General features: G+C 42.8%; 12 protein-coding genes and 1 riboswitch. Of the genes, 4 read left to right on the top strand and 8 right to left on the bottom strand.

Annotated features, from left to right (window positions below):
* Positions 1-212: 212 nt before the first annotated feature.
* On the bottom strand, positions 213-869 hold the full coding sequence (ribB, locus tag AB4589_RS22455) for a 3,4-dihydroxy-2-butanone-4-phosphate synthase (protein ID WP_004733029.1): 657 nt from the start codon (positions 867-869) through the stop codon (positions 213-215).
* A 348-nt stretch (positions 870-1,217) separates the two neighbouring features.
* A riboswitch (FMN riboswitch) is annotated at positions 1,218-1,368 on the bottom strand.
* A 383-nt stretch (positions 1,369-1,751) separates the two neighbouring features.
* On the opposite strand from ribB, the gene AB4589_RS22450 reads away from it, so the two are divergent.
* Positions 1,752-2,498 (top strand): phosphatase PAP2 family protein, encoded by a 747-nt coding sequence (locus tag AB4589_RS22450; RefSeq protein WP_372101717.1) that lies wholly within the window; start codon positions 1,752-1,754, stop codon positions 2,496-2,498.
* Between the two features lie 177 nt (positions 2,499-2,675).
* Here AB4589_RS22450 and AB4589_RS22445 read toward each other — a convergent pair whose 3' ends face one another.
* From AB4589_RS22445 to AB4589_RS22430, 4 genes are all read right to left on the bottom strand, one after another.
* Positions 2,676-4,580 (bottom strand): methyl-accepting chemotaxis protein, encoded by a 1,905-nt coding sequence (locus AB4589_RS22445; RefSeq protein WP_372101716.1) that lies wholly within the window; start codon positions 4,578-4,580, stop codon positions 2,676-2,678.
* A 390-nt stretch (positions 4,581-4,970) separates the two neighbouring features.
* Entirely contained in the window at positions 4,971-5,696 is a 726-nt protein-coding gene (locus AB4589_RS22440) for a sulfite exporter TauE/SafE family protein (protein ID WP_372101715.1), read from the bottom strand.
* A 224-nt stretch (positions 5,697-5,920) separates the two neighbouring features.
* Positions 5,921-7,132 carry an MFS transporter gene (locus tag AB4589_RS22435; RefSeq protein WP_280543644.1) on the bottom strand — a complete coding sequence of 404 codons (1,212 nt, stop codon included), beginning with the start codon at positions 7,130-7,132 and terminating at the stop codon, positions 5,921-5,923.
* Between the two features lie 15 nt (positions 7,133-7,147).
* Positions 7,148-7,375 (bottom strand): hypothetical protein, encoded by a 228-nt coding sequence (locus AB4589_RS22430; RefSeq protein ID WP_157933231.1) that lies wholly within the window; start codon positions 7,373-7,375, stop codon positions 7,148-7,150.
* Between the two features lie 396 nt (positions 7,376-7,771).
* Between AB4589_RS22430 and AB4589_RS22425 the strand changes: the two genes are divergently transcribed.
* Positions 7,772-8,386 carry a YitT family protein gene (locus AB4589_RS22425; protein WP_017065874.1) on the top strand — a complete coding sequence of 205 codons (615 nt, stop codon included), beginning with the start codon at positions 7,772-7,774 and terminating at the stop codon, positions 8,384-8,386.
* A 120-nt stretch (positions 8,387-8,506) separates the two neighbouring features.
* On the opposite strand, the gene sigZ is transcribed toward AB4589_RS22425, so the two are convergent.
* Positions 8,507-9,121 carry an RNA polymerase sigma factor SigZ gene (sigZ, locus tag AB4589_RS22420; protein ID WP_017092193.1) on the bottom strand — a complete coding sequence of 205 codons (615 nt, stop codon included), beginning with the start codon at positions 9,119-9,121 and terminating at the stop codon, positions 8,507-8,509.
* On the bottom strand, positions 9,105-9,401 hold the full coding sequence (locus AB4589_RS22415; RefSeq protein WP_004733042.1) for a helix-turn-helix transcriptional regulator: 297 nt from the start codon (positions 9,399-9,401) through the stop codon (positions 9,105-9,107). The genes sigZ and AB4589_RS22415 overlap by 17 nt, the downstream gene beginning before the upstream one ends.
* 233 nt (positions 9,402-9,634) lie before the next feature.
* Here AB4589_RS22415 and AB4589_RS22410 point away from each other — a divergent pair, with 233 nt between their 5' ends.
* Positions 9,635-10,741: a permease gene (locus AB4589_RS22410; protein ID WP_372101714.1), complete on the top strand. Its 1,107-nt coding sequence runs from the start codon at positions 9,635-9,637 to the stop codon at positions 10,739-10,741.
* 119 nt (positions 10,742-10,860) lie between these two features.
* Here AB4589_RS22410 and trmY read toward each other — a convergent pair whose 3' ends face one another.
* Entirely contained in the window at positions 10,861-11,460 is a 600-nt protein-coding gene (trmY, locus tag AB4589_RS22405) for a tRNA (pseudouridine(54)-N(1))-methyltransferase TrmY (protein ID WP_372101713.1), read from the bottom strand.
* 257 nt (positions 11,461-11,717) lie between these two features.
* Between trmY and AB4589_RS22400 the strand changes: the two genes are divergently transcribed.
* Positions 11,718-12,242 (top strand): DUF3087 family protein, encoded by a 525-nt coding sequence (locus AB4589_RS22400; protein WP_372101712.1) that lies wholly within the window; start codon positions 11,718-11,720, stop codon positions 12,240-12,242.
* Positions 12,243-12,826 lie beyond the last annotated feature (584 nt).

Raw genomic sequence — 12,826 nt, 5'->3', positions numbered from 1 at the left:
GGCTCTAATTTTTGTATGCGGTTCTGATTCTAACAGGGTTTATTGGACGGTATCAGTCAGCTGTAAAAGCTGTTTGAGTGACAGTCACTATGCCCTGTTTAAAATAAGCTTGGCTCCATTGGTGAGCCTAGATCTGTTTAGGTCAATGCGCTTGAGTTAATATCGGGATACTAAGCACTAAGCACTAAGCACTAAGCATTAAATATTAAACATTAAGCCAGTTTTAGGTCGAACTCAGTGCGGTACATCACCATATCTTCAATGGTCAGTACAGGCATGTTGTGCATTTTACCGAAAGCAACGATCTCTGGCGCTTTTGCCATCGTGCCGTCTGGGTTGGTAACTTCACACAGTACACCTGCCGATTGAAGACCTGCCATTTGCATTAGATCCACAGTACCTTCTGTGTGACCGCGGCGAGCCAGTACACCACCTTTACGCGCACGCAGTGGGAATACGTGGCCAGGGCGAGCTAGGTCAGTAGGCTTAGCCGTTGGGTTTGCAGCTGTCTTGATCGTTGTTACACGGTCAGCGGCAGAAACACCTGTTGTTACGCCGACTTTTGCTTCGATAGTGACGGTAAACGCAGTTTGGTTTGCGCTGTTGTTATCAACAACCATAGGTGGAAGTTCAAGTTGGTTCGCTTGCTCGTCTGTTAAGCATAAGCACACAATACCGCTGCATTCTCGGATCATAAGCGCCATTTGCGCATTAGTTAGGTGTTCTACTGAGTAGATGATGTCGCCTTCGTTCTCGCGATCTTCATCGTCAAGTAGAAGCACGCCACGACCTTCGCGCAGAGCTTGCAGTGCGTTTTCAACGCGAGTGATTGGTTCGCCAAATTCGGCAAGTAGTGAAGACTGATTCATGGTTAAACTCCTAAAATATCACCAGAATCAGGGCTGTATGAGGGATCTCAACCGAGCACAACAAAGCAGACTCATTACAAGTCGACTTGTACCAATCGTAGTAAACAACTGGTCATTCTAGCTGGTTAAAACCCTTGATAACGGCGTTAAAAATTTTGACTGTAGAATAACTACTTATCGAAAAATTTTGCCTTGTTCTCAAGCGTTTTTCCTGCGCTATCTCTGATCATTTATTTACTGTGATTGGTATTAGCTCATTATGGTTTTATCCAAAACGAAATGCACCCGTCTAAGTTGGAGGCATGAACCTAATAAATAGGTACACCTTTCCAACTTAAACGAGTGTGTTTTCATTCTCTCTCATCCGGACTATGACCGTCGGCTCTGGCATCTCACCAGATCTGCTGACCTCGACGAATCGAGCGCTCGCGGGCTTATCTTTAGATTTTGCTAAAAACATACCGCCGGTGGGGAATTTCGCCCCGCCCTGAGAATAAAAATTAATAATCTGTTTTGCTTTGAAAGCAGACCAGATGGTAATCCTTTCAATAGTGGATTTAAAGGACTGACAGCAAAGTTTTTCAGATTCCAGCCTTATAATCGGGTAAGTGTTCACTTTATCAGCAGAACGTGTCCGGCAGTCTTTAGTGGGATAATGCCTTTGTCTCAGCTGGTTTGAGTGGTCTTTGTTGCTCTATGAACATCAGTGTATGTCGAACATTATTGGTGCTGGCGTGGCCGTTCACTGAATCAATACTCAAGAGGTTCATCAATCGAACATTGTTAGACCATGACGGCTTAATGACCGTTTTGACATAAAATTGATATTGGCAGTGCTAAGCTGCGCTAGCATCCATCCACTTTATCCAAAAGATCTTAGTCATGACATCTCCGTTCTCTAACAAATCCAAAGGCTTATTACTGCTCGTTTTAAGTTTGTCTTCTCTCGTACCGTTTTTGATCTTTGGATCTAATTTTGACTTTGGGGCTGCGGTTTCGCCTTTCCAAGGCGCCTTCATAACGTTTGTGACTTACTCGGCGGGTAATCAAGGATTCTTGGTAACGCTAGCTGTTTTGTCTTTGGTATTGCTCACGATGAAATTTTCCAAAGCTAAGCTCGTCAGCCTTTGTCTGCAGCTCGGCTTGTTGTTGGTTCTCAGCTTTGCAGCAAAAACTTTCTTGAAGCATTCTACAGAAAGCCCGCGTCCTTATTCTGAGTATTTGGTGACGCAAGAAGTCGTTGAAATGCCAGAGCTGTTTTACGAACTGCCATTGGTAGAAAAGAACGCAGCGATTGCATCTGTGCAAGACAAGGTGAGTGAGTGGCGAACACGTCATTGGCTAGGTGAGACTGACTATTCTTTCCCATCTGGGCACATGATTTTCGTTGGCGTGTGTCTGGCGTTCTTTGGCGGCTTGTTCCTAGAAGCGAAACGTTTTTACTTAGTCGGCGGTTTGCTAGTTTGGGCTGGTGGCGTTGCTTATAGTCGTGTTTGGCTTGGTATGCACCGCCCTGAAGACTTAGCTGCGTCTATCGCCTTTGCCGGTTTGATTTACCTATTGGTGCCACTGATTCCGACGCAAAGAATAGAACTTTTGTTACCGATGTTTCTAAGAGATCGCAAATGAGTAATAAACTTGCCTAGAAGAGCTCTGGTGGGGCTTTTGAAAGAGAGGAATAAAAAACCGCCTTCGGAGAAGGCGGCTATTTTAAAGATGACTGCTATTGAAAAACTATAGATGCTATTTGAAACTATAACCTCCATACACTACGGGTTTCATTCTAACTAACTGTTTTAGTAGAAATTAACGTAGTTTAAACATACCAACCATTGATGCCAGTCGTTCGTTTACTTGGGAGATATTGTTGGTTTGCACCAAAGCTTGATCTCCATTTTTGTTGAGTTCATTTACAATGTCACTCAGAGCCACCATGTTACGACTAATTTCCTGAGTGACGCTGCTTTGCTCTTCTGCGGCCGTTGCAATTTGAATACTTAGGTCATTGATCCCCGTTACTTGTGACGTTAGCTCATTTAAGCTGCTGCCCACTTTCTCGGTGTTATTAAAAGTTTCGTCACAAGTCCCTTTCGTCTTATTCATAGACTCTTCAACATTCTTGTTCACTGAAAGCAAACGAGTCAGCGCTTGTTCAATCTGTTGTGTACTCGCTTGTGTTCGACTCGCTAAGGCTCTCACTTCATCCGCTACGACTGCAAACCCACGACCTTGCTCGCCCGCTCGTGCTGCTTCAATCGCTGCATTTAACGCAAGAAGATTGGTCTGTTCAGCGATTTCACCAATCACTGTCAAAATATCACTGATTCCTTTAGTTTCTTGGCTCATGCTTTCTAGGTTCGATGATGTGTTCTCTATCTCAGAAACTAGTGCATTAACCTTCATTTGTGCATCACCGACAGCATTGAGTGATTGCTCCCCGATATCGGACGCGACTTTAGTTGATTGCGCCGTTTCACCTGCATTTTGGGCAACGGCGTCAGCTGTTGAACTCATTTCTTCAATGGCAGTGACAATTTGTTCAGTTTCTTGCACGTGCTGATTCAAAATGTGGTTATTTTCATCTGATTTATGTTCAAGTTGCTGCACATTTTCTTTCAGTTCAGACGATGCTGCGTCAATTTTTAGCATCAAGTCTTGTATATGCTCGATGAATTGGTTTACACCAGATGCGATTTGCCCTAAATCATCGTGTTTCTTTACTTCGAGTCTCTGAGTTAAATCACCATCACCATTTGATAGCCCTGTAATGGTTTCTTTCAACGCTAGGATGGGTTTGTAAAGAATATTGAGAATGAATAACGTGGCAACTACGCTGATCAATAGGTAGACAATCGTGATCATAATTGCTTGCTGTTGAGCGATTTCTAGCGCTGCGAATACGACGCTTTTGTCTAATCCAACAAGTAGGTACCACTCTTTATCACCATAGCTAACCGCATGGCTGAACATCACTTTCTCAACGCCGTTGATACTATAATTAACGATTGTGCTTTCTGAATTTTGTGCTTTTTTTGCAACGTCTTTCAAAGAAGCGTAATCCGTTAATTTAGTGCCCACCTTAACCACATTGGATGTGCTAGCCAGCACCGTCATGTCATTGGTCATCATCATCGAAATAGCACCGTTGAGGTCGATTTCAGAGACAGTGTCACTTAGAACATCGAGTGGAATGTCTGCCAATACCACACCGTTACCAACATCTTTACCAATGCTCACCATTAAGGTACCTGTTGTGGAGTCTGTATATGGGTCTGTATATACAAGGCTTCCTGAACGCTTACCTTCTTTGTACCAAGCTTTACTACGAGGGTCGTAGCTTGGTGGACTTTTGTGATTATCCCAGCCCGGGTAATCGAATGACGCATAAGCATCGCCATTGTCAAAACCTATCATTAAGTTCGCGACATCAGCACCTAATGAGCCCACGCGCATTCGCTCGGCGTGTCTATCTTGATAATTATGTTGACGATAATCAGCAGCTACTTTTGCTACTGCTTGTGTTTTTGCTTCTAGGTAAGTCTCAACCTTATTCCCTTCAATGCGAATACGGTCTTGTGTGCTCTGATAAATAGTGTCAGTGAGTGCTTCCTTCTTACTCTGATATGATAAATAGTTGGCTGAACCGACACTTATTGCGATTATTACTGATACTGCGACTAAAAGAACCTGCTTAAATCCAAGTTGTTTCATATGAATGTCCTTAATACTGAGCGTGCTCATCTGTCTGCCTAATGATTGTGCGAGTATATAGAGATATAGTGAATGCAACTACGCTCTCAATTGAACATTTAGTCTAATTTGAACAGTCTCAGCTCTGTATACAAAAAGCTCATGAAAAAATGGTTTATGCAGTAATGGTTCATTGATGCTGAATGAGAGGGAATCGTGACCGCCAGATAGAGATGTTTACGACAGTGTGGTACTGACTTTAAAGCTTAAATAAGGCGCCGCATTAGGGTATTTGAGCATAATGGATAACGTCACTAGTCAGTCATATGCGCTTGCTTATTGAGATGAGTGAGCTGTCATCAAAATAGTTACAAAACGTAAGCAACCTTCAGTACTTACGCTATCTCTATACTAACCAGCTAAGCCCTGCCAAATGGCAGTAAAGCCACTGATAGAACATAACAGTAAAGAACCAATTCGTATCTTCTCTTTAGGAATGCTTTGCGTGGTCATTAACGCCACTTTGTAACCCAACCAAGCAGCAGGCAGCAAAGGTATGGTGATGATCAAATGGTGCATAGTGAAGAAGCCAATTGGGATCTGAACAATCAACGAAATGATTGAACTAAACACGAAAAACGCAGAAAGGTTACCACGCAGCTGATTGGCATCTTGGTGTTGGAGTAGCAGTGCCATAGGTGGACCACCAATACCTGAACTGGTGCCAAAGAACCCAGAGAAGAATCCTGCAATACCCATCTTGATTGGGGTTGGTTCGAGTCTGAATGGCAGTAGGCTAACAATCACGGCAAATACCACCAATAAGCCTAACCATAATGACAACACGCTCGTTGAAACCATCACCAATAATGCTCCGCCTGCCAATGAGCCCGGAATGCGGCCCAGCAATGCGATTTTTAACCCGCCAATAGAAATGTTTGCACGGTGTTTAAAGGCGTTGAATAAAGAGATAAACAGGCCAACCAAGCAGATAGGCGCAGGTACATAGTCTGGTGAAACCAAAAACAGCAGTGGGGCTGCAACAATGGCCAAACCAAAGCCGATTGCGGTTTGCACAAATGAGCCAGCAAAAATGAGTGCCATTGCGATAAGGACAGTCTGATCTATGTATTCCATAAGCCTGCGGATTAGTTTTAAAGGAGCGAGTGGATACTATAAATTAAAACGAAAAGGATAGTCTTATTATTCAGTGAGGTTTATGCAAATATCGACCGTTTTAATTGGTGAAATAGTGACTAACAAAAAAGCGAGTGAGTATATCAGGATGTTTCCCTTCAATACTCACTCGCTTTATTGGAACGACTTGTTGTTTACGCTAGTGGGGGAGTCAGCGTTAAACGTTAAGCCATTGCCAATTTCAGTCGCTCAATCGGCTTGTCATTGATTGGTAAATGGATAAGCGCTGCCGCAAATGCAAGTACCACGGTTGACCACCAGATTGGCTCGTAAGAACCGTAGTAATCGTAAATACGACCGCCAACCCAAGCGCCTAAGAAGCTACCCACTTGGTGAGTAAAGAACACCAAACCGTACAACGTTGATAGGTAACGGGCACCGAAGATCTGACGAACTAAGCCAGACGTTAGCGGAACTGTACCCAACCAACAGAATCCGATTGCCGCGCCGAAGATAGCCGCAGTTGACTCAGTCACAGGCAGAGTAACAAACGCACCGATAACCACAGTACGCACTAAGTACAGTGCCGACATTACATGGCGTTTGCTGAACTTGTCGCCCATTACACCCCAGAAGTAAGACCCGAAGATGTTGAAGATGCCAACGTAAGCCAGTGCCATCGCAGCGCTACTCGCCGGTAGGTCTTTGTCTGCTAGGTAGCTAGGTAAGTGCGTTGCGATAAACATTACATGGAAACCACACACGAAGAAGCCCGCGTGAATCAACCAGTAACCTTTGTGAGCAAGCGCTTCAGATAGTGCTTCTTTGAGTGTTTGGTTCTCTTCAGCTTGCGCTTGTTTGTTTGAGGCTGCTTTAGGCGCTCGCATAAACAGGGCAAAAGAGATCATGAAACAACAAAGCACGCCAAATACTTGCATTGCACTCTGCCAATCGAATTCGTTCAACATGTATTGTGCGCCTGGAATCACCGCGAACATACCAAATGAACCTGCTGCTGTGGTTAAACCAAATGCCTTAGCTGCGTGCTCTGCAGGTACTACTTTTGCTACGGCACCTAATACGATCACATAGCTCGTCGCACTTAACCCAAGGCCAACCAGTGCGCCTAGTGAAACGTAAAGCATGCTTGATTCGGTAGAAATAGAGGTAAGAAGCAAACCCAAACTGTAAGCACATGCGCCAGCAATAATGATGCGTCTTGCTCCCCATTTGTCAGCAGCCATACCAACAAAAGGTTGGAACACGCCAAACAATAGGTTTTGTAGCGCAATCGCGAAGCTGAAAAACTCGCGACCCGTCCCGAAATGCTCTGAAATTGGCATCATGAAAATGCCGAATGATTGTCTGATCCCTAGACTGATAATAAGTGTGCCTATCCCTAGCCATACCAGTAAAGGAAAACGGAAAATGCTCATTCTAATACTCTTAAATTAATGGTGGTGATGTGGGTGGTCTTGCGCTGACATGTGTTGGTCAGTCATCTCATGGTGATGTTCGTGCCCAGAATGCTCATGAGCTGACTGCTGGTGGCATCCACTGCTCACGGCATGCTGAGCCAAGAGATCAATCAATGGCTGACTGTGATGCACAATAACCAAACTAATGACGAGAAATAGCGTCATTCTGGCCAGTTGGGCAAAAAGAGATTGTGAAAACATAAGGTGTTTACATGCGCTCAATGTTGTAAGAAGTCGCGCATCATAATGACGAGTAGGGTATGTATCAAATGACCATTTGTGATTTAGTCTATGCGTTTTATGCATAGATTTATGCGTCGTTAGAATTAGGGCGAAACGTGACCAATAAATAGGAAAACTCGAAGTTTGCTGGTTAATAGATAGAAGTATGTAATTAAGAATGAAAGTCCAAATGCAAGATTGTAACTGTCTGTTTAATTGAAGGTTTCACAAAACTGTAAAAACTAATATACAAACTAATCACTAATCAACATTGGCCATTCACTCGACTTATCTGTCAAACATCGTAAATTTGGGCATAAATCGTTTCAAAACTACTGAAACGCGATGTTAAAAGATTCAGGGAGAGTCATTCACATGGATAAAGATCATAACCTTCGCGAAAACTTACTGGCACTGATCTTAGGTAGCGCACTGGTTTCACTCGGCGTTATCTTTTTCAACCAAGTCGGTTTGCTCACCGGAGGCACGGCTGGTCTAGCGATCTTCATTACCAAAGTAACAGACCTAAGCTTTGGCCAAGTGTTCTTCGCACTTAACTTACCTTTCTATATTTTGTCGGTTGCTCGTATGGGCTGGCGCTTCACCATCAATACCTTTATCGCGGTTTCGATTGTTTCGTTCGCTGTGGATCACTTGTATCACGTGATTCAGATTGCCGAAATTCATGCATTGTATGCAGCTTTACTTGGTGGTGGCTTGATTGGTACCGGCATGTTGGTGATTTTCCGTCATAAGATGAGCTTAGGTGGCTTCAATATTCTGGCGTTGTTCTTACAAGAACGTTTTGGGATTCGAGCCGGTAAGGTTCAGATGGCTCTGGACTGCACGATTGTTGTGCTTTCTCTGTTCATTGTTGATGTGTCATTGGTTCTTCTGTCTGTGCTTGGTGCGATAGTCACCAACTTGATTCTAGCAATGAATCATAAACCGGGGCGCTATCAACCTGTAGTAAAAGCGGAAGCAGCATAGTTCGGTTCGCTCAAGCACTAGGTTCGCTTAAGCAAAGCGTGATTTGCAAATTATGAAAACAACAAAGCCAGCATCAATTGCTGGCTTTGTTCTATTGAAATAACGGGTTCTATGTAGCGATTAACACTTGCCGCAGCTGGCGTTCGGCTTAAGCTCGCAATCAATCACATTGCCTTGTTGATCAAGGGACAGGTTACAGCACTCTTCAAACAAGTTCTTAAGATCCCCGCGGCTTTTCTGAACACGAGACTTAACGGTTGAGTAGCTGATGTTTTGAGCCTCTGCGATCTCTTTTTGGCTTTGGCCTTTGATATCGACAGCAAGCAGTAATGATGAACTTTGTTCTGGCAGCGCCTGAATAAAAGGTTCAATACACAATGAGAGCTTCTGCTTAAATTCAGAGTCGTGGTCTAAATCGGTAAACCACAGATCTTCAGCATCAATTTGGCTATCGCGTTGTTGGCGTGCATGCTTACGGTAGAAGTCGATAATGGTGTTGTTGGCTAACTGGAACAGCCAAGCCTTAACACTGCTCGCATCTTGTACCTTGTCTAAGTTCTGATAGGTCTTAATCAAGATATCTTGGAGCAAGTCGTCTACATCCGCTGAATTGTTAATCTTTGAATGCAGGAATGACTTTAATGCTTGCTGATATTCGGCCCAGACTTGTTCGAGCTTTAAAGGTGCCTTATTCAAAGGTGCCCCGTTCAAAGGTGCATCAGTTGCACTGTTCATTTACGCAACATTCGTCTTGTAAGAAATCAATCACGCCTTCTAGGCACTCATACTCCGCCACGCAGAATAGAGTTCTTCCTTCTCGTCTTTGGCTGATTAGGCCCGCAGACGCCAAGCTTGATATGTGGTGAGACAAGGTAGAACCGGGAATGCCTAGTTCTTCTTGTAGGCCGCCAACTGCAATGCCTTGGTAGCCAGCTTTAACGACACTCTTATAAATGGTTAGGCGAATAGGGTGCCCCAACTCTTTAAGTGCTTTCGCAACGACTTCTAAGTTCATATTAACTCCTCAAGATTTAATTTCGATGTTAGTCGAAATGTATGTCGAATTCAAATTTAAAAACGGTGGCTGTGTAAGTCATTGAAAAAGTGTGTTTTAGAAAGTTATTTCGATTTTTATCGAAATAAAGCTTGATCTGGAGCTGTTTATTTCTATAATTCGATAATATTCGAAATTAAGGGTTGGTTACTTTTCTCATAGAGCCCGACCTTCAATCCAGTTTGGAGTTAATTATGAGCAATGAAATGTTAACAATGCTAAAAGACGCACTTGATATGTTCGCTTTTTTAGCAGTAGAGCTAATTATCCTTTTCTTAGCGATCAGCTACATTGTTGGGATTCTTCAAGAGTTCCTTACACCAGAAAAGATTCAATCTATCCTGAGCTCACGTAATGGTAATGGTAAGGGTTATGTGGTTGCAGCACTATTGGGTGCAATTACACCTTTCTGTTCATGTTCGACCATTCCTTTCTTAAAAGGATTGCTGCGTGCAAGAGCGGGTTTCGGTCCAATGATGGTGTTCCTATTCGGTAGCCCACTATTGAACCCGGTTATCATTGGTTTGTTCGTGATTACCTTCGGCTGGCAAGTTGCTGTGTTCTACTTCCTTGTAGCAATGACGGTGTCTGTAGTGGCTGGTTACGCACTTGAGAAGCTTGGCTTTGAGCGTTACGTAAAACCTGAAGCGTATGAATCAACAGGTTCAGCTTCAAGCGGTGGCACTAGCTGTGGTGACTCTGCTCCTGAGAAAGCAGCACCGGCTAAAGCGGAATCTTCATGTGGTACAAGTGTATGTGGCGAACCTGCACCAGTAATGACTAAGGAGACATCTTGCTGCGATTCGAAAAAAGAAGAGCCACAAGTCACTGTTTCATGCTGTTCAGCGGATGGAAGCGTAACAGCTGAAATCGTAGAGAAGAAAGAACCTAGCCGTTGGATGAGAATTTGGTTCTCAACTTGGAAAGACTTCAAACAAGTTTTCCCTTACCTGATGATGGGTATCGCGATTGGTTCATTCATCTACGGCTTCATTCCTACAGACCTAATTGCACAGTACGCTGGTGAAGGTATGTGGTATGCGATTCCTGTAGCGGCTGTGATTGGTATTCCACTGTACATTCGTGCTGAAGCGGTAATCCCACTAAGTGCTGCTCTAGTTCAGAAAGGTATGGCGTTGGGTTCAGTAATGGCATTGATTATCGGTAGTGCAGGTGCAAGTTTGACAGAAGTTATCCTACTTAAATCAATCTTCAAGAACCAAATGATTGCAGCATTCCTATTCGTTATCCTAAGCATGGCGATGGGTGCAGGCTTCCTATACAGCTTCATCTTTGGTTAATCAGGTCTGATTTCGAGATAACACCATTGATACCAAACACCATTGATACCAATAGATAGATAATAAAAAAGAGCTCACATAGTTGAGCTCTTTTTTTGCTTAGACTATTAGTTTGGAGATTAGAACCCTCTAATGTCCAGCTCATTGTTGATTAACACAACACACTGAGAAGCAAACAGCATGTTTGGACCTAAGCTGATTTTCTCTGTCCCTAAACGCTTCAAGCTATTGTAGCTTTTCTTCGGCATAGGGATGTGATCAGTAAGAAGGAAACATGGATTTTCAGCAATCTCTGCATCACGGATAAAGTCACCCTTCTTATCCATCATGTATAGCTGGTGGTCTTCGGCCAGTTCTTTGACCAACTTTTCAAAGCTCATGGTACGGACAGTGAGGCCCGGTTCTACCTGACGTGTCTGTTCTTTTGTCATGCCTTGAGAAGCGTCAACCGCTCTTACTACCGCAGATAACAGTGCAGATTCATGAAAGCCGCCAATGTTGGTGATTTCATTTGAATCGAATGTAATGGTACGTGAAAAGTCTTTAGTACTCTCTAGCACAAGGTGCACGGTGACATTCTCACGGTGAGATTGAGCAACGAAGATCGTGTTCATCAGAGTATGAGCCAGAATCTCAGTATGAGCGTCTTGCCCAACACCTTCTAAGATAAGTTTGCTCTCTGTAGGGGCTGCGCGAGCGCGTAATACAAATGAACGCATGGAATGTACCTTGTCAGTATGTGATAAAGCGAAACAGACTTTATCAGCATGAATTGATGAATAACTGAAAATTATGGCGGTATGTAACTCTTTTCTATTAATGAAGTCAAATGGAGTTATGTATAGTACTGACCACAAGAACTATACGTATTAAATAGAGAGTGACCACATTACAAGATGGTAAAGGTTGAAGAGAGACAAGGTTTACATAGATAGTATGCGCAAATTATTAGGTGACTTACATAAGGAAGTAGTCGATGAAGTTACAGAAGATAAATAAAGAAGAATATAGAAAGAAGATGAACCTACTGTTGGTTTCATTGGTTGGGTCACTCGCCTTGTTTGCCATTGTATTCGGTAGCATTCTGATTGAACTTTTTGGTTCAGTTGGATTCGTTACTGGGGAAGCGACAGGTAATTTCCATTTGAATGTACTTGGCGTGATTTTATCAGTCGCACTGAATGCCTTTATCGCGAGTCGTGTGAAAGGGCATGATTACTTTAAGGAAGCGCTTTATGTGTGGAACCTTAAACAAACTCACAATCAAATCTATCGTAAGCTCAAGCGTATTCAACCGAAAGCTGAGCAAGGTGATCGAGAAGCATTAACTATCCTTTACTTCTATTACACTACGCAAAAACAGGTATACAACCTAGATAACAATACATTGACGATAAAAACGGTTCAGCAATCGCTAGATAACATAGTGGAGCTAAGTGAAAAGTGGAGTATCGAACTGGATATAGAGGCATTTTCGAAAGATCTAGTCGCAAAATTCTAAGTTATATGCTCTTGATTGTATGAGCTTTAACCTGTGAAAGAGGGTTTTGACGTAAAAATAGCCGCTTAAGCAACTTTTTTGAATTTTTATTAAAATAGGGGTTGCCATGTTTTCGATGATCTTTATAATGCCGCCTCACTGACATGGCAGACGCCACAAGGCTTCAGCGGTAATCAGTAAGACGGAAGGTTCGAAAGAAATTAATTTTAAAAAGTGTTTGACACTTAAGATTAAATCGCTAGAATTCACGTCCGCTTTCAAAGGTTTCTTTGTAAAAAGAAAGTTTCGATAAGCAAAGCTCTTTAACAATTTAAACCTATCAATCTGTGTGGGCACTCGTTGATGAATATCAAAACGTTTTATCTTCCCTTTTTATAAAGAGAAGTAAAACAGATTCCTCGGAATCAACTTTGGTTTCAATGAACTGAGTGACCAATTCAATTTGGTACAGCCTTGAGCTGTTTGATTTCACTTTTTAAAGTGAAAGCCAAAAAGAGCACAGTCAATTCATTATCATTCTGTTGGAATGATAATAGCTTTAGAATTACATGTTCATGTTTACATGAATATTAGTTTTGAAGTCA

This window comes from Vibrio sp. 10N.222.49.A3 (genome assembly GCF_041475145.1).
In the GTDB taxonomy this organism is placed as follows: Bacteria; Pseudomonadota; Gammaproteobacteria; order Enterobacterales; family Vibrionaceae; genus Vibrio; species Vibrio tasmaniensis_A.
This window is presented reverse-complemented; position numbering and strand designations above follow the sequence as displayed.